The sequence below is a fragment of the Campylobacter concisus genome (assembly GCF_003048905.1).
GTDB lineage: Bacteria > Campylobacterota > Campylobacteria > Campylobacterales > Campylobacteraceae > Campylobacter_A > Campylobacter_A concisus_V.
The window spans coordinates 86,631-104,456 of sequence record NZ_PIRO01000001.1; the positions used below are offsets into that span (position 1 = coordinate 86,631).

Here is a 17,826-nt window from a genome sequence, read left to right on the forward strand (position 1 = left end):
TTTATTTTAAAAATATTAAAATACGGCCCAATTAGAGCATTATGAGGTAAATTTTTATGTTAAAGCTTAGAAAGATTAACGATAATCCAATCGTTACTCTAGATCCTTATGAATATGAAGGTTTTAGATTTTCTAATAGCAATGTCGATTCGCTAAGTCTTTCAAAGAATATTTTAAAGCGAGACTTCTTTATATCTTACATTGAGTACAAAGATATAATAACAGCTACCATAAATATCTCAAGAACAATAGATGATGAGGATATTGAAAATAATATCTCAATCAAAATTTACGAAGAGCTCTCTCTTGATCCTGCGATTGACTATAAAATAGTTTATTTTGAAAGCAATGTTGAAAAAGAAGACAGAATTTTTAATGTTTTTATTGCTACAAATGAAACTATAAATAAAATTTTTAAAAATATTTCTAAAAGAGTACCTTTTATAGATTATGTCGTTGTAGAGCCGCTTTTATATAGTGCTATATATAAAAAAGGCTTACTTCCTAGTACTCAGAGTGATTGTTTTTTGACACTTAGGGCCGATGAAGCATTTATAAGCATTTATGTAAATGGGGAATACCTTACATCAAGGGGTTTAAGATACACACTAAATTATCTAAAAGATAAATTTATAGAGCAAAGCGGCGAGAGAGTAAGCCTAGAAAGCTTTTTGGATATCCTAAAGACAAGAGGACTTTTAGATAGCAATGAAGAATGCTTTAGCTACGATCTAAATACTGTTTTTGAAGACTATATATTTTACGTAAATGACACGATAAATGTTGTCAATAGAATCTATAGCATAAATATAAAAAATATCTATATTGACTGCGACTATAAAATAGAGCGTTTTGAAAAATTTATCAATACAAAACTTGGAACAAATGCTACGAAATTAAATACAAGCACTGTAATAAATTCTAAAAATTTGGCCATTAGCGAACGATATAACATGATGGCTTTATATGCAAATTTTTACAAAAAAGAGGCCTTTAATGCCGATTTTAACTTCTCAAATTTACTTAGGCCTGATCCGTTTACAAAGAGAAAAAGCGGTAAATTTATACTGACATGTGCCTCTGCTTTTTGCCTAAGCATGTCCTATCCACTTTATAATTATATAGCTGGTAGTATTTTAGAAACAGATTCGCAAAGACTAAACGATGAGCTTGATGTACTTAATGCACAAGCGGCACAAATAAGAAGTACTCTTGAAAGACTAAAAAAAGATCAAAATGATATAAAAGGATTAACTGACAAAGAGGAAGAGAAGTTAAATTTTAGAAAAGGGTTGCTTCAAGAAATTGAAAACAAAAAAGATCATTACGTAATGAAAGGCTTAAATCTTTTTGAAATTACCGATATGATAAATAACAATAGCATTTTTATAACAAATATTAAAAATAACGATAAAAATTTAACTGTAACGGTTGTTAGCGATAATGAAAAAAGGATTACGCAGCTAATAAAAGATATTAGCAAGATGCCTAAATATTCAGTAAATACAAAAAAAATTAAAGAAGATAGGCAAAACAACGAGTATGAAAGTAATATAAGTATAGAGATTAGACAATGAGACAAGATGTTTTAAGTAAAATAGATAAGTATTTTGACGCAAAAAAACAAAGCGAAACAAATATAATTTTTTTGGGTTCAGCCTTAATTATTATTTATATTGTTTATATGCTTTGCTTTGATCCGTCGCAAGATTTTTATGATGAAAGATTTAATTCGCATACTAAAATTAGCAATGATCTTTCAAGAACAAGAGATTATTTAAGATCGACCAGCTCACCTAGCGGGGATAAAAATTTTAAAATAAATGAAGAGTCAAAAATACTTGAAACGCTTAAAGGCAAATATTCTAGCGTTTTAAAATTTAATGCTCATTTTGATTCAAAGCTAAAAGAACTATCATTTTTATTATTTAACGATCAAAATTGGGCAAATTTTTTAGACAACATCGTATCTTTAGCAAAGCAAAATAATATAAAAATTTTAGAGTTAAAAAGCGATATAAAAGAGCCAAATTTCCAAAAGATTGAGCAAATCTTAAATATTGACTTGACATTTTTGGGAGGTTTTAAAGATATGCTTTCATATATAAATGGCCTTGAAGAATCAAAGCTAGTAGTTGATCTTCATAAAATGGATATAAATTCTACCCAAAAAGAGCTTGGCGCTAAGATATCAATATCTGTTTGGGGTATGAAATACTAATGAAAATAAAAATTTTATTGGCTTTTTTATTTTTAAATATTGCTTTTGCTAATCAGCTTCAAGAGGAAATGGACTCTTATGATAAAATTTTTGAAAAAATAAAGGAAAAAAGAAGCGGTCTTAGTGATATTGAGCTTTCGAGCATAAAAAATCCTTTTAAACAAGAACCTATAAAGGCGATAACAGATCAAAATTTATCAATTATCACTCAAGCTTCAAAAGGGCTTAGTTTAAAAGCAACTTTATTAGACAAAGCAAATATTGATTCCAAATGGTATGCTGTCGGTGATATTGTTGATGGTTACAAAATAACTAACATTACTAAAAATAGCGTTTTTTTAGTAAAAGGCGATGAGAAACAAGAGCTAATTTTAAAAAATGGAAGTAAAAATGTTGAGATTAAGATTAAATAAAATATTAATAATAGGTGCACTCATTTGCTTAAATATGAATTATACTAGTGCCAATGAAAGTAGTTGTTTAAGCAAGAATTTTAATATGAAAATTTCAGATGATGTTGCGCTAGTAGATGTGTTAAATCAGCTTTCAGAGATGTGTAACTTTAGCATTGTTGCAAAGGACACTTATAGTAAAACAGAGCTAAAAGATAAGGTTTTTGGCGTTAATATCAGAAATATGAGTCTTAGTGAAGTTTTTGACCTACTTTTAAGTGAGAAAAATTTAAGCTACGAGTTTTCAAATAATGTATTAAAAATTTCATCTTTAAAAACTCAAATTTTTAAACTAGATTATATAACTTCTATTAGAGAAGGAACTGCTGTCACCCAAGCTTCAGTGGATGCTACTCCATCTGAGATTTCTAGTGGTTCAAGTAGTAGCGATAATTCCCAAGATGATAGCTCTCAAGGCTCAAGCAACCTTATAAAAACTACTGAAAGGTTTGACTTTTGGGAAAAACTAGATGCTGAGCTTAAAGCTATTTTAAATAATAGTAGCGAACATATCACAGCGCCTGATCCTATCATAAATCAAAACGCAGGCCTTATCACTGTTACGGCCACTCCTTCTCAACTTAAGCGTGTCGAAAAATATATAGATGAAATGCAAAAAAGACTAAAAAAACAAGTAATTATTGATGTTTCTATTATTTCAGTTGAATTAAATAATGAATACAAACAAGGCGTTGACTGGAGTAAATTTGAGCTTGGATTTAATACATACATTGGCAATTCAAGAAACAATCCGAGTTCAAGTGCAACTTGGACAAATAAAGGCAATAGCCTAAGTGATGGATTTGGACGCACATTAAATATCGCAGCTAATTTAAATTTCAGCCTTGATGGAATGATAAATTTTCTTGAAACAAATGGAAAGACAAAGGTTATATCAAGCCCAAAAGTAACAACACTTAATAATCAGCAAGCACTAATCTCAGTTGGCGATAACATAAACTACCGTGTTCAACAAAAAACTGACAATGGAAACAGCAATAGTGATAGGCTGACAACTACTTACAAACAATACTCTGTTTTTATTGGCATATTATTAAATTTATTACCAGAAGTTTCTGATAATAACAAAATCATGCTTCGAATCAATCCATCACTTAGTAACTTTAAATACGCTGAAGACGACACAAGACAAAATGCGTTAAGAGAGATTGCTCCAGATACGGTGCAAAAGAAGCTATCAACTGTTGTTCAAGTTGATAGCGGTGATACTATTATTCTTGGTGGATTAATAGGCCAGACAAAGGGTAAAAATAATACTTCTGTACCTCTTCTTTCTGATATCCCCCTTATAGGCGGAGTCTTTAAAAGCACAAGAGACAATATAAAAACAACAGAGCTTATCTTTGTCATCACTCCTCATGTAGTTGATTTTGACAAAAAAAAGCCACTTAATCAATCATTAAAAGACTTAGGTTTTTCTAAAACGATCTATGAATAACAAGAATATTTATACAGATATAAAAAATATCTTTATCAACGAAGACGAAGTAGCTGATTTTGTTAATCTAGATAACTCAATCACTTGTTACAATAAGATCGTCTCGGCTCTAAAAAAGCCATTAAAACTTATACTTTTTTATGGCAAGCCTGGCAGTGGAAAGACCTTTTTGTTAAACAAGATAGCCTCTGATCTTCAAAAGGATAAAAAATTAATTTTTTTCCCGCATCCTTTTTTTAGCGAAGCTACATTTATAGAAGCTCTTTGTGAAGATATATACGGAAATAAACTTGATAATATAAATAATTTTGAAAGTTTTGTTACACACTACTCAAAAGAATTTAAAAATAAAGATGAAATTTTACAAAACCAAATAGTCGTCATCCTGGATGAAGCGCAGCTTTATCCTACTGAATTGATCGAAAAAATAAGGCTTATGGCCGATACAAGATTATTTAAATTTCTATTTACTATTCATAAAACTGAAAATGAAGATGTGTTAGCAAAGGACTATTTTCAAACCAGAATTTGGGAGAGTATAGAGCTTGGAAGTGCAAACACGAATGAAATCATAGTCTATTTACAAAGAAAAATAGGACAAAAAGGCTACGATAAATACCTAAATTTTCAGAAAAAAGACTATGACAAAGCCTATGAACTTTGTTGCGGAAATCTACGCACACTAAATAAAATTATGTATAAATTTTATGAAATTTGTGAATATTACGAACAAAATCAGCCATCAAAATTAAGTAGCGAGGACGCAAATATTAAAATTTTGACAATGTCTGCACTTGATACAGGAATAATTCATGCTTGAATTACAAGAAATTCAAAGACTAGAAAAGCTCTATGAAGAGTACGAAAAAAAGAATAAAAATAGCTTTTTAAAATTTTTGTCAAATAAAAAGCTAGGTCTTTTAATAATTACAACCTTGCTAATTGCTTTTATCTTTGGTATTTTTTTATTTTTCTCAAATACCAAAAACAAAAAAGAGACAACCAATACTCCAACTTTAGTTGAGAAAAATTTGACAATACAAACAGATATAAAAGAAAAAAATATAGCCTTTGCTGAAACTAATGTCAGCAAAAATATTTTAGAAGATGGCAAACAAAAAAGTGAGCAGGCAAAAGAGAGATTTGAATCAGATAAGAAGCAAGATGAGCTTGCCGAGAAAATAGCCAAAAAGCTAGAACAATCCATAAAGCTAAATGAAGATAATAAAGAGCAGGCATCAGATAAAAAACAAAGAAGTGGTGGCGGTTGGCTAAAGCTAAATTTACCAACTGAAAATGAAAATATACAAAACGAACAGCATCTACCAAATGAAGAGGTAATAGAATTAGAACCAAAGGCAAAGCCAAAAATTGATATTCAAATTTCAAGTGAAAACAATGAAATTTCTATGCTAAAAGAAGATTTTAATAAAAATAAAAATCCAGAAATCGCCCTTAAAATAGCAAGAAAATGCTATCAAGACAAAAGATATAGCGACACTATAAAATGGGCACTATCGGCAAATAATTTAGATAGTAGCATTGAGGATTCTTGGGTTATGTTTGCTAAGGCAAAATATATGCTAAAACAAAAAGATGACGCATTGCGTGCATTAGAAGAATATAATAAAAATAAAAATAAGCCAGAAATAAATGAGCTAATAAATAAGATAAAAAGTGATACCTTGTGAAATTTTTACTTATTATATTTTTATCTTTAAATGCCTTTGCGCTTGGAGCGGCTGACATTAAAAGTTATTTTGAAAAGGCTGAATATCCTAAAATTTGTAATCAAAAAATACAAGATCTTTTAAAAGATTCACAAAATGAAGAATTTCTTAATATCTTTGGCATATCTTGCTTAAAAACAAATGATATAGATAGGCTCGCTCTTCCAGCAAGCAAACTATCAAAAACACAAAGTTCAAGAGAGAATGCAGCATATTTTGCTGATATATTGCTTAAAAAAAAGCTATTGCTTCATGCTATCTTGAATGGGGCTGATATAAGCTATATTAGGCTTCCAAAGAGCGATTACATTCTTTCATTTATATTTGATAAATTTGTCAAAAAAGAATACGTTGAGGAGCTTGGCGTATTTATTTTTGAAGAGCCAAATTCAGATACAAGATATGAGCTTAGTGCAATCGCTGGCTCAAATTTTGCAAAAATGATTTTAAAAATTTTTAAAAATGACGATCTTACTTCGCAGATTGAGTATAGATAAAGAGAAGAGATGAATAATTTAGAAAATTTAACGCTAAAAACATTAGAGCAACTTAATAAACTAAATGATGAGCAAATTTTAAAGATTATAGAGATAAAAAAGATAAACGAAAAAAGTCTTTTAGCTATTTTGCTTGAAGAAAATATGCTAGAAGAAGAGATTTTTTTTGAAATTCTATCTGATATTTATAGAAGAGGACACACTGACATTGATGAAATTTCGACTAGTCTTCAGATAGATCAAAAGCGCTTTATTCAATATGTATGTGATAAATTTAAAATTACATTTTTTGATCTTGATGATATAGATATCGACTACCGTATCAGTGAAAAGCTAAGCACCTCACAGCTAAAATCATATAACGCCATACCCGTAAAAGAAGATGAGATAAGCGTTTATGTAGCTTTTAAAAATCCTTTTGACGTGATCATTCAAGATAAAGTTCAAAATTTATTTAACAGAAAGCTATTAAAAGTAGCTTGCGCCGATCCAGCCCAGATAGAAAAATATATAAACAAAATAGCTCTTAATGAAAGTATAAAAGACGTTATTACAGAGATCAGAAAAGAGCTTTCAAGCTCTAGCAGCCAAGGGCAAAGCACAGAAAGCTCTGGAATTTTAAAGCTAATTGAGATAATTTTAAAAACATCTATTCAAAGCAGAGCGAGCGATATTCATATCGAGCCAACCGAGACAAACTGCATAGTAAGAAGCAGGATAGATGGTATGTTAAGTGAGACATTTATATTTGATAAAGATATCTATCCGCCGATGGTAAGCCGTATGAAGCTACTTTCAAATATGGATATCGCGGAGCGCCGCCGCCCACAAGATGGTAGATTTTCAGCTCAAATTTTAGATAAAGAGTACGATTTTCGTATCTCTACGCTACCTATCTTAAATGGCGAGAGTATAGTTTTAAGAATTTTGGACAAATCAAAAGTTATCATAAATATTGAAGACCTTGGTATGCATCCAGATAACTTTGCTAAATTTAAAAAGAGCATGAAAGCGCCTTATGGCATCATACTAGTTACTGGCCCGACAGGATCAGGAAAAACAACTACACTTTATGGTGCATTAAATGATATAAAAAGTGTAAAAACTAAGATTATTACTGTTGAAGATCCAGTCGAGTATCAGCTAAATATGATCCAACAAGTACATGTAAATGAGAAGGCTGGGCTTACTTTTATCTCGGCTCTTCGCTCTATTTTAAGGCAAGATCCAGATATTATTATGATAGGTGAGATCAGAGATCAAGAGACGCTTAGAATCGCGATTCAAGCGGCGCTAACTGGTCACTTAGTCTTTTCCACACTTCATACAAATGACGCTATTAGCGCTTTGCCTCGTATGGTTGATATGGGTATTGAGCCATATCTAGTAAGTGGTGCACTAGTTTGCATTGAGGCTCAAAGGCTTGTAAGAAAGCTTTGCCCGTATTGCAAACAAAAAGTCACGCTATCTCAAAAAGCTCTTGATGAGATTAAGAAATTTCTCCCTGAAGATTATCAGTTTTATAAAAGCGTAGGTTGCCAGCACTGCTCACAAACTGGATATCTGGGGCGTGAAATGATAAGTGAAATATTATCTATCAGCGATCATATAGCAAGTATCGTAGCAAATAACGCCTCAAAAGAAGAGCTTAAAAAGGCTGCCTATGACGAAGGCTTTATAGATATGTTCCATGATGGCGTTATACGCGCAGCAAATGGTGTAACAACAATCGAAGAAGTATATAGAGTTGCCAAGATATGAAATTTTATGAAATAGAATATATAAAAGATGGCAAGCGCCAAAAGATGAGCCTAAAGGCCAATAGTAAAAATGATGTAAAAAATCGTGCAAATATTCAAGGCATGATAGTAAAGATCAAAGAAACTCAGGTTTCAAATATTAACAATGATTTTTTGGACTTGCAAGAAAAATTTAACAAAATATTCTCTTCTTCAAAAGTAAAAATTCCAGCTCTAGTTGCTACCATAAGGCAACTTAGCGTTATGACTAATGCTGGTATATCAATACATGATGGCATAAAAGAGACAGCAAATGCTACCGAGGATAAAAGGCTAAAAACAATATTTCAAACACTAGATGAAGACCTAAATCAAGGTGCTAGCTTAACTCAAAGTATAGAAAATTTTCAAGAAGAGCTAGGCGATGTCACTGTTGCTATGGTAAGGCTTGGAGAGAGTACTGGTAATATGGCTGATGCATTATCAAAGCTAGCTGCTATCTTGCAAGAAGTCTGGGATAACCAGCAAAAATTTAAAAAAGCCATAAGGTATCCAATAACCGTAATATGCTCTATAATTTTGGCTTTTATTGTGCTTATGACATCAGTTGTTCCACAATTTCGAGAAATTTTTAGTCAGCTTAATGCCGACCTCCCCCTTCCTACTAAAATTTTACTAAACATTGAATACATAATGAGCAATTATGGCATATATATAATAGTTGTTCTTGTCGCATTTGCTTTTTTGCTAAAAAGGCAATATTCAAATGATGAAAATTTTAGGGATAAGGTCGATAAATATCTACTAAAAGTCTATCTTGTGGGCAAAATAATATTTTTTGCAAATATGAGTAGATTTAATCTAATCTTTACAGAGCTTGTTCGCGCAGGACTTCCTATCGCTGATGCACTAGATACTGCCGTCGTCACCGTATCAAATCAAGACATACGAAACAAACTAACTGCCGTAAAAGTACTAGTTGGTCGTGGCATAAGTTTAACAGAGGCTTTTAGGCAAACGGGACTTTATGAGGGTATGCTTATACAAATGATAGGAGCTGGTGAACAAAGTGGTAGCTTAGATGACATGACACAAAAGGTTACTGATTATTATAGAGTGAAATTTAATGATATTATTGATAATATTTCAAACTATATTGAGCCGATACTACTAATATTTATCGCAGCTATGGTGCTTTTGCTCGCCCTTGGTATATTTATGCCAATGTGGGATATGGCAAAAGCTGTTAAAAATTAAATCTATATTTAAAGGAGTAAAATGTCTATAGAAAAAGAATATGGCGTTGATGAGAACGCATTTTTAGTTTCAAAAACGGATACAAAAGGAAGGATTACTTATTGTAACGAGCCTTTTTTAAATATCGTAGGAGTAAAACAAGGTGATCTCTTGGGAAAACCGCACAATATAATAAGGCACACTGATATGCCAAGAGTTATTTTCAAGCTACTTTGGGAACGTATACAAAATAAAGAGGAAATTTTTGCCTTTATTAAAAATAAAACTCTCAATGGTGGATTTTACTGGGTATTTGGCAATATCACAGCCTCGCTTGATCAGCAAGATAATATCGTTGGATACTATTCTGTTAGACGTAAGCCAAACGCAAAAGCGATAGAGACCATAAAACCACTTTATGCAAAACTACTTGAGCTAGAACGAGATGGCGGTATTGAAGCGTCTAAAAAATATTTATTAAAATTCTTAGAAGAAAAATCGACAAGCTATGATGAATTTATAAACAACTTACAAAGGTTCTAGATATGTTTAAGAAAAAATCAAATGCAATAAATGAGATTTTAAGTGTTGTCAAATCGGCAAGAAATGGCATACTAGAGCCTCGCATTGTAAATGTTGGAGAAAAGGACGAGATGTATGAAGTCGCCCTTGGTATAAATGATCTATTAGATCAAGTTGAAGCGCTTCAACGTGAAATTTCAACCTCAGTCCAAGCTGCACAAAACTCGAAAACATATAGAAATATATTTGTAGAAGGGTTTAGAGGCGCATTTAAAAGAAATGCTATATCTATGAGCAATGGAGTCATTGGCATAAAAGAAGGACTAAAAAGCAAAATCAGAGGTCTTCTCTCAAGTGAACTTGACAAACTTGGAAATGGCATAAATGGCATAAATGATGTAAGAGATGATCTAAATGAAAGTATCAAAAATTTAAGCCAAACAGCAACAGATGCTGGACAAACTGCACAAATAGCAAAAGAAAATATGTCAAATATCGTCGAGCTTAGTCAAAACATGGGAGAGCTTGATGGTCTAGTACAAAGCTGCTCGAATGCTACTGGCATGCTAAGCACTAGGGCTTCTGAAATAAGCTCTGTTTTAAATTTAATAAAAGATATTGCCGATCAAACAAATCTGCTTGCTCTTAATGCCGCCATTGAAGCTGCTCGCGCAGGAGAGCACGGACGTGGTTTTGCGGTAGTTGCTGATGAGGTAAGAAAACTAGCTGAAAATACACAAAAAGCCACAAGCGATATAGAGGTCAATATAAAAACACTTCAGCAAGAGGTGAATGATATCGATGAAAATTCTAAAAAAATCGATGAAATTTCTAAACTAACGACACAAAATGTAGAAAATTTCAAAAAGGTATTGAGCGAGTTTAATGCGAACGCACAAAATACTGCTCAAACATCAAAATATGTCGAAAATAAAACCTTTGCCATAATCGCAAAAATTTCGCAAATTGCCTACAAAACTAAAGTGTACTCTGATCTTATAAACGAGCAAGGATACAGCGAGGAAATACGTGATTTAGCGCAAAGCCTGCTAGATTGGTATGAGAACGAGAGTATAAGCGAACACAAGCAAAATAAAAATTTTGATAAGTCAAAAGAACTTACAACGTCGCTAAATAATGAAATCAAACTCTTGCTCGAGAAGTCAGCCTCTGGCTATAACGAACAAAATTTGAATTATTTTGTTGATAAGTCTAAGAAAATAGAAGATCTAAGCGAGCAAATTTTTACTTCATATAATGAAATTTTTAAAGATAAAAACTAAAATATTAAATTATCTTTGATGTTTTTTGGGGTGGTCAAAAAATAACGCTTTTGCACCGCCCTCTTTTAACTCACTAAATTTACATCCAAACTCAACACAAAATATTCCAGAAGTTGGGATATTGTCTATTGATGAATCGCTTAAATACTCGCAAATTTCAGTTATGCTTGGATTGTGCGTGATGATAAAAATCTCATCCAAACTCTCATCTATATTTTTGACAAATTTTAAAAGATCTTCAAAACTTATATCATAAAGCTCATCTATAAGACTGGTCTCTTCTTTAAATTTTAAAGTTTTGGCAATAATCTTTGCTGTTTGCTCGCACCTTTTAGCGCTGCTTGAAAAGATAGCCCTTGGCATCACATCATACATTTTTAGCCTATTTGCCATAAATTTAGCGTCTTCTTTGCCTTTTTGACTAAGCTCCCTTAAGGCATCTTTAGCTCCGTCCTTATTCTCATCAACCGCTTTTGAATGTCTTATGAAATAAATTTTACTCACTATCTCTCCTTTGAGAAATTCTTTATCAAGCAAAGCTCTTCTTTGCTAAATCCAGCTTTTAAGCGATCTTGCTCATTGATCTCTCTAACATTTTTAAATGAATTTGGATACAAACTTAAGATAATGCCAAAGTAGCTATTTTCGTCAATACCCTCTTTTTTACAGGCAAATTTAAACCACTTATCGCCCTTATAAACATGAGAGATTTCTTCTTTTAAGATGACTTTCAGGCACTCAATGAGCTCTTCATTTCCACCCTCGCCTTCAAGCCTTTTTATAATATGAGCGTTTGCATCAAGCCCATTTGCCTCCATATATCTTGGCAGTAGCGCCATACGGCTAGTTAGACTACTTGAAGTCTTTTGAAGTGCGATAAAAAGCCCATCATGCACACTTAGCTCGCCGTATCTACTGCCATGCTTTAAGAGCAAATTTTCTATCATACAAAAGTGTCTGATCTCATCTTCAGCTACTTCTAGCCAGTCTTCATAAAATTCTCTTGGCAAATTTCTAAATCTATAACAAGCATCAAGCGCGATATCAATAGCACTAAATTCAATATGAGCTACCGAGTGGATAAAATTTAAATTTTTATCCTTTGGCTTTACTTTTTTGTTTAACTCTTTCATGCTAACTACTTCACAAAATTTTGCGTAGCTTGGCGTTATTAGCTCGTTTGGTTTAGAGCTTTGGTAAAAATTTATATTAAAATCTCGTTTAAATTTCTCATAAAATAGCTCAAATTTTAAAAATTTAAGCCCAATCTCGCCTTCATTTAAAATTTCCCAAATTTCATCAAAAAAATTCATATTTTCTCTTTATTTAAATCTGCATTTACAAGTGTAAATTTATATAAATAATGCTTAAAATTTGAGCCTAGTGTTTGTTTTAAAAGGTTTTTAGTAAAAATTTCTGATTTATTTTGCTTTGCCATATCCAGCAAATCTATTTGCTGCCAAGCAACTTGAGTTTGAACACCTTACAAGGTAGCTATTTATCTCTTGGTTTCCTTTTAGATGCACATTTTTTTGTTTTAGATTCATATAGCTATGAATTATCTTTCCGCCAGAATTATGTATAAATTTTACTGTCTCATCGCCAAGAACAGCTGTAACTATGCCAACATGAGTAATATTTTTCTTATCTTTATTTTTCTGAACACCCTTGCCAAGAGTATTTGAGAAAAATACAAGATCGCCTATTTTTGGATTTTTATGAGTAATTAAATTTTTACTTTCATAAAAATTATAGATCGCTTTTGACTTTCTACCGCCATTATCGTAGTAGCGATTTATTGTCTTTTCATCAAAATACATATTTTGATACTTTGCATTTACGATAGAAACAAATCCTGAGCAATCACCGCCCGCTCTTGTATTTAGGTATTTTTTAAAAAAAGAACCAAATTTTTTATCTTCTCTATCATTATCTTCATCTATGATTTCACCAATCATTTGCTCACTAAAATCAACACTTGAAGTTACGGTTTGATTTGTTTCATTTTGCGGAGTTGTCGGTTGATTAGAAGTAAAAGAACAACCTGTAAAAAATATAATGCTAAGTATAAAAAAGATTTTTTTATTTATTGAATTTGACATATTTATATCCAAAATTTTAGTGTTTGCAATTTTAACTTTTAAACGTAAATGAACCGGAAATAGTGCTTTGCTTTCTTTATTCTAAGTTAAAAAGCAATATAATATCGGCAAAAAACATATTTTCTTAAGGCAAAAAACAATGATGCACTATTTAAAGATAAAAGGAAATGCCAAATTAAGTGGCGAAGTAAAAATAAGCGGTGCCAAAAATGCTGCTCTACCGATCATCGCCCTAACCTTACTTGCAAAAAAAAGTGTAAATTTAACAAATATCCCAAATGTCGCTGATATAAAAACGCTTTGCCAACTGCTAACTAACCTAGGAGCAAAGTGCGAATTTAAAGATAAAAACTCACTAAGCATAGACACAAGCAGTGTAAGCTCGACGACTGCAAATTATGACATCGTTAGAAAAATGCGCGCTTCTATCTTGACACTTGGACCGCTTCTTGCACGTTTTGGTCACTGCGAAGTGAGCCTACCTGGAGGATGTGCGATCGGACAAAGACCTATCGATCTGCATCTAAATGCACTCGAAAAAATGGGCGCAAATATAGAAATAAAGCAAGGCTACGTCGTCGCAACAGCACCAAATGGCCTAAAAGGCGCAAAGATTGTTTTTGATAAGATCACCGTAACTGGCAGCGAAAATATCATCATGGCTGCAGCTCTAGCGCACGGTACGACAGAACTTTTTAACGTAGCGCTTGAGCCTGAAGTGGTGCAAATTTGTGAAATTTTGGCTAAGAGTGGCGTTAAAATAGAAGGCATCGGCACAAGTGAACTAAAGATAACTGGAAGCGGCCAAAAATTGCTTGAAATTTGCGATATTGAAGTAATTCCTGATAGGATCGAAGCTGGCACATATCTTTGTGCTGGTGCCATAACAAATAGCAAAATTTCAGTTACTAATGCAAATGCTGCGCATATGACAGCCATCTTAAACAAATTTGAAGAGATGGGCTTTGGCATTGAGATAGATGGTGACAAGATCACGATATTGCCAGCAAAAGAGATAAAACCAGTAGAGATAAGAACCACTGAGTATCCGGGCTTTCCAACAGATATGCAAGCTCAATTTATGGCACTTTGCCTTGCAGCAAATGGCGTTAGTACGATAGATGAGAGACTTTTTGAAAACCGCTTTATGCACGTTAGCGAGCTTGCTAGAATGGGAGCGGATATTAAGTTAAATGGGCATATTGCAAGCGTTTATGCGCCAGCTAAGCTAAATGCAGCCGATGTGATGGCAACAGATCTTAGAGCAAGCTCAGCGCTGATACTAGCTGCTCTTATAGCAAATGGCGAAAGCTTGGTACATAGAATTTATCACCTTGATAGAGGATATGAAAATTTAGAAGAGAAATTTCAAGGCCTTGGTGCAAATATTATTAGGCTTGAGGAGTAAAAATGCTGCTAAATGATGCATTAGATGCGCTTAAATCCAAATTTAAACTAAAAATAGATAGTGAAATTTTGCCTATCAGCATGGCTCTTGGTAGAACATTAGCAAATGATGTAGTGGCAGTAAAAAATCTGCCATGTTTTGATAACTCAGCGCTTGATGGCTTTGCGGTTAAATTTGACGAGAAAGATAAACCTTATAAGATCATCGCAAGTGCCTTTGCAGGCGATAAAGAGCAGCTAGCTATCGGCAAAAACGAGTGCGTGAAGATAATGACAGGTGCAAAGATGCCAAAGGGCGCTGACACGGTCATGAGGTTTGAAGATTGCGTAGTTGAGGGCGAGTTTGTAAAAGCGCCAGCTAAGCTTAAAAAAGGCGAAGCTTACCGCTTTAAAGGCGAAGAGACAAAAGTTGGTGAAATTTTACTAAAAAGTGGTGAAATTTTAAACACAAGAAGCGTGATGATGCTAGCAGCTCAGGGTATAAGCTTTATAGATGTGAAAAAGCAGTCTAGTGTTGGAATTTACTCAAGCGGAAACGAGATCATCGAGCCTTGGCAAAGAGCTAGCGAGGATGAAATTTACAATGCAAACGCACTTGGCATCACCGCACTTTTAAGCTCAATCGGTCAAAAAAGCTCATATCTTGGCATCATAAAAGATGAGCTAAGCGCTGTAAAACAGGCATTTTTAAATACTACAAACTATGACATCATTGTCTGCTCTGGCGGAGCAAGCGCTGGTGAGGCTGACTTTATGAAGATAGCCCTAAGTGAGCTTGGATATAACGAAATTTTCTCACACCTTGACATAAGACCTGGCAGACCTTGCAAGGCTTATGAAAAAGATGGCAAACTAGTCTTTGTGCTCCCTGGAAATCCAATGGCAGCTTATGTTTGCATGATGATGCTTGTTTTGCCTCTTTTAAGAGAGGATTGCTTTGTGATGCAAAATACTACAAATGCGCAAAATTTAAAGGTAAAATCAGGTAGGATCAATGCCATTTTTGGAAATATTGAAAATGATAAATTTATAGCAACAAATGGTGGAAAATACGGCTCTGGCATGATAGATCATATTTTAAAAAGCACTTTTATGTTTTTAACTAGCCCAGATCAAAGCGAAATTTTGCAAAATAGTGAAATTTCTCTTATAAAACTTCCATAAAATCTTGACAAATGAAAAACAATCTGATAGAATGCGGACTTCATTTTAACTGCGGGAATAGCTCAGGGGTAGAGCACAACCTTGCCAAGGTTGGGGTCGCGAGTTCGAATCTCGTTTCCCGCTCCATCTTTTTTATACTAATTTTTTTATTTTCCATAAAACTTTTTGCAAATGAAGTCAACATCTATCCAATGTATTGCGTTATAAATGATCAAATTTCGCTTAGTACTTTTGGCTTTGATGGCGAAGACAATGAAATTTTAAACCTAGAGGGCAAAAGAGCAGCCAAGATAGATAGCAAAAAACTCTATGAAATTCTAACAGCAAATTTTAAAACATATAATGACAAAAGTGGCGGAAGCGTTGCTTTTGTAAAGAACTGCTCTATTATGGATGAGATTCAAATGCGATTTTTAAGATCAATTAGCGATGAATATCCTGGTATCAGCATAAGTGACCTTAGTATTAGCCCACAAAATAAGCTTCCAGTAAATTTCAAAGAACTCGTTCTAAAAAATATCTTTTTAGGTGATCAAAATAGTCAAAAAGGTACATTTAGAGCATCATTTGAGGATGTTGACCTGAGTCTAAAAAGCATCTATTTTAAATTTAGCTTTAACGCTAAGATGCCAGCCTTCATAGCAATAAATTCAATGAATACAAACCATATTTTAAGCCTACTTGACTATCAGCCAACGATGATCGAGTTTGGCAAATGGCCAAAAGATGCACTTTCTAACTCAAATAGCTTAGCTCTTATAACAAAAGTGCAGATAAAAAGCGGCGAAATTTTAACCAAGCGTCAGTTTAATGCCATAAATTTAGTAAAAAAAGGTCAAATGCTAAATGCAGTCTTGAGTGAGGATGGGGTTAAGATAATAGCTGAAGTAAAGGCACTTGAGGATGGAAATTTAGGTGATATGATAAAGATAAGAACAAAAGATAATAAAATTTTACAGGCCACAGTTTCAGGTAAAGACGAGGCAGTGATAAGATGAAAAAGATAGTATTTGCAGCCACTGGAGCAAGCGGAGCTGGACTTTTTCTAAAGCTAGTAAATGCCGCCAAATATAGTTGCGAGGCGCACGTCATAGTTAGTAAAAATGCCATGAAAGTCTTGGAGGCTGAGGAGAATTTGAGGCTAAATTTAGATGATCTTGGCGTAAAAATTTATGACGACCAAGATCTTAGCGCAGGCCCAGCTTCTGGCTCATTTGGCACGGATGCCATGATCATAGCACCCTGCTCTACTAATACTTTAGCAAAAGTTGCAAACGGCATAAGCGACACGCTCATCACAAGGGCCGCAAGTGTCGCGCTAAAGGAGAGGCAAAGGCTAGTTTTGGGAGTTAGAGAGATGCCGTTTTCTGCGATCGCACTTTCTCAGATGCAGCTACTCTCATCTCTTGGGGCCATCATCGCACCCCCAGTTTTAGGCTACTACACAGGTATAAAGAGCCTTCTTGATATGGAAAATTTCATCATCGGCAAGTGGCTTGATGCCTTAAAAATTGAAAATAATCTTTACAAAAGGTGGCAAATTTGAAAAAATCTTGCATCTATCCAGGTACATTTGATCCCATTACAAACGGCCATTTGGACGTTATCATAAGAGCTACGAAAATTTTTGACAAAGTGATCGTCGCAGTCGCAAAAAGTGACAGCAAACAGCCGATGTTTGCACACGAAAAACGCATCGAAATGGCAAAAGAAGCAGTTTGCGAGCTAAAAAACGTAAGCGTTCTTGGCTTTGATAACTTGCTTGTTGATTTTGCTAAATCGCACGGCATAAATACCGTCATCAGGGGGCTTCGCGCGGTTAGTGACTTCGAGTACGAGCTACAAATCGGCTATGCAAACGCTGCACTTTGGGATGAATTTGAGACGGTTTATCTTATGCCAAGCTTAAATAACGCCTTCATCTCAAGCTCGATCGTCCGCTCAGTCTTGCGCCACGACGGCGATGTGAGCAACCTAGTGCCAGCAAAAATTCTAAAAAATTTAAAGGCGTAAA

General features: G+C 33.7%; 19 protein-coding genes and 1 tRNA gene. 17 read left to right on the forward strand and 3 right to left on the reverse strand.

Going from position 1 to position 17,826, the window contains the following annotated elements:
• The first annotated feature begins 56 nt into the window (after window positions 1–56).
• The 11 genes from CVS95_RS00365 (at window position 57) to CVS95_RS09930 (ending at window position 11,139) form a co-directional block, all read left to right on the forward strand.
• Window positions 57–1,577, forward strand: coding sequence for a C4-dicarboxylate ABC transporter (locus CVS95_RS00365; protein ID WP_107695169.1), 1,521 nt, complete (start codon window positions 57–59; stop codon window positions 1,575–1,577).
• Window positions 1,574–2,221, forward strand: a complete 648-nt coding sequence (locus CVS95_RS00370) for a pilus assembly protein PilO (RefSeq protein WP_107695170.1) — start codon at window positions 1,574–1,576, stop codon at window positions 2,219–2,221. The genes CVS95_RS00365 and CVS95_RS00370 overlap by 4 nt, the downstream gene beginning before the upstream one ends.
• A complete protein-coding gene (locus CVS95_RS00375; protein ID WP_107695171.1) occupies window positions 2,221–2,634 on the forward strand; it encodes a hypothetical protein in 414 nt (137 codons plus the stop codon). The genes CVS95_RS00370 and CVS95_RS00375 overlap by 1 nt, the downstream gene beginning before the upstream one ends.
• Window positions 2,612–4,132, forward strand: coding sequence for a pilus (MSHA type) biogenesis protein MshL (gene mshL, locus CVS95_RS00380; protein WP_107695172.1), 1,521 nt, complete (start codon window positions 2,612–2,614; stop codon window positions 4,130–4,132). Before CVS95_RS00375 ends, mshL begins: the two co-directional genes overlap by 23 nt.
• Window positions 4,125–4,952, forward strand: coding sequence for an ATP-binding protein (locus tag CVS95_RS00385; RefSeq protein WP_103582781.1), 828 nt, complete (start codon window positions 4,125–4,127; stop codon window positions 4,950–4,952). The genes mshL and CVS95_RS00385 overlap by 8 nt, the downstream gene beginning before the upstream one ends.
• Complete coding sequence (locus CVS95_RS00390; RefSeq protein ID WP_107695173.1) at window positions 4,945–5,823, forward strand: transformation system protein; 879 nt, start codon at window positions 4,945–4,947, stop codon at window positions 5,821–5,823. Before CVS95_RS00385 ends, CVS95_RS00390 begins: the two co-directional genes overlap by 8 nt.
• A complete protein-coding gene (locus CVS95_RS00395; protein WP_107695174.1) occupies window positions 5,820–6,359 on the forward strand; it encodes a hypothetical protein in 540 nt (179 codons plus the stop codon). The genes CVS95_RS00390 and CVS95_RS00395 overlap by 4 nt, the downstream gene beginning before the upstream one ends.
• Window positions 6,360–6,368: 9 nt before the next feature.
• On the forward strand, window positions 6,369–8,120 hold the full coding sequence (locus tag CVS95_RS00400) for a GspE/PulE family protein (RefSeq protein ID WP_054196613.1): 1,752 nt from the start codon (window positions 6,369–6,371) through the stop codon (window positions 8,118–8,120).
• Complete coding sequence (locus CVS95_RS00405) at window positions 8,117–9,355, forward strand: type II secretion system F family protein (protein ID WP_107695175.1); 1,239 nt, start codon at window positions 8,117–8,119, stop codon at window positions 9,353–9,355. Before CVS95_RS00400 ends, CVS95_RS00405 begins: the two co-directional genes overlap by 4 nt.
• A gap of 21 nt (window positions 9,356–9,376) precedes the next feature.
• Window positions 9,377–9,877, forward strand: coding sequence for a PAS domain-containing protein (locus CVS95_RS00410; RefSeq protein WP_085657368.1), 501 nt, complete (start codon window positions 9,377–9,379; stop codon window positions 9,875–9,877).
• Between the two features lie 494 nt (window positions 9,878–10,371).
• A complete protein-coding gene (locus CVS95_RS09930; protein ID WP_413784121.1) occupies window positions 10,372–11,139 on the forward strand; it encodes a methyl-accepting chemotaxis protein in 768 nt (255 codons plus the stop codon).
• A gap of 9 nt (window positions 11,140–11,148) precedes the next feature.
• On the opposite strand, the gene CVS95_RS00420 is transcribed toward CVS95_RS09930, so the two are convergent.
• The 3 genes from CVS95_RS00420 to CVS95_RS00430 form a co-directional block, all read right to left on the reverse strand.
• Window positions 11,149–11,643, reverse strand: a complete 495-nt coding sequence (locus CVS95_RS00420) for a SixA phosphatase family protein (RefSeq protein WP_107695177.1) — start codon at window positions 11,641–11,643, stop codon at window positions 11,149–11,151.
• Complete coding sequence (locus CVS95_RS00425; RefSeq protein ID WP_107695178.1) at window positions 11,643–12,452, reverse strand: ferritin-like domain-containing protein; 810 nt, start codon at window positions 12,450–12,452, stop codon at window positions 11,643–11,645. Before CVS95_RS00425 ends, CVS95_RS00420 begins: the two co-directional genes overlap by 1 nt.
• A gap of 108 nt (window positions 12,453–12,560) precedes the next feature.
• Window positions 12,561–13,241, reverse strand: coding sequence for an NlpC/P60 family protein (locus tag CVS95_RS00430; RefSeq protein WP_072594208.1), 681 nt, complete (start codon window positions 13,239–13,241; stop codon window positions 12,561–12,563).
• A 139-nt stretch (window positions 13,242–13,380) separates the two neighbouring features.
• Here CVS95_RS00430 and murA point away from each other — a divergent pair, with 139 nt between their 5' ends.
• The 6 genes from murA to coaD all read left to right on the forward strand — a co-directional run bounded on the left by murA (window position 13,381) and on the right by coaD (window position 17,825).
• Entirely contained in the window at window positions 13,381–14,649 is a 1,269-nt protein-coding gene (gene murA, locus CVS95_RS00435; RefSeq protein ID WP_107695179.1) for a UDP-N-acetylglucosamine 1-carboxyvinyltransferase, read from the forward strand.
• 2 nt (window positions 14,650–14,651) lie between these two features.
• The gene (locus tag CVS95_RS00440) at window positions 14,652–15,812 is read left to right on the forward strand and encodes a molybdopterin molybdotransferase MoeA (protein WP_107686371.1); all 1,161 of its coding nucleotides are present in this window, start codon (window positions 14,652–14,654) and stop codon (window positions 15,810–15,812) included.
• A gap of 51 nt (window positions 15,813–15,863) precedes the next feature.
• A tRNA-Gly gene (locus CVS95_RS00445) sits at window positions 15,864–15,938 on the forward strand.
• 65 nt (window positions 15,939–16,003) lie between these two features.
• On the forward strand, window positions 16,004–16,810 hold the full coding sequence (gene flgA / locus CVS95_RS00450; protein ID WP_107695180.1) for a flagellar basal body P-ring formation chaperone FlgA: 807 nt from the start codon (window positions 16,004–16,006) through the stop codon (window positions 16,808–16,810).
• Window positions 16,807–17,358: a UbiX family flavin prenyltransferase gene (locus CVS95_RS00455; RefSeq protein ID WP_107695181.1), complete on the forward strand. Its 552-nt coding sequence runs from the start codon at window positions 16,807–16,809 to the stop codon at window positions 17,356–17,358. The genes flgA and CVS95_RS00455 overlap by 4 nt, the downstream gene beginning before the upstream one ends.
• On the forward strand, window positions 17,355–17,825 hold the full coding sequence (gene coaD, locus CVS95_RS00460; protein ID WP_012001782.1) for a pantetheine-phosphate adenylyltransferase: 471 nt from the start codon (window positions 17,355–17,357) through the stop codon (window positions 17,823–17,825). The genes CVS95_RS00455 and coaD overlap by 4 nt, the downstream gene beginning before the upstream one ends.
• Window position 17,826: the final 1 nt, after the last annotated feature.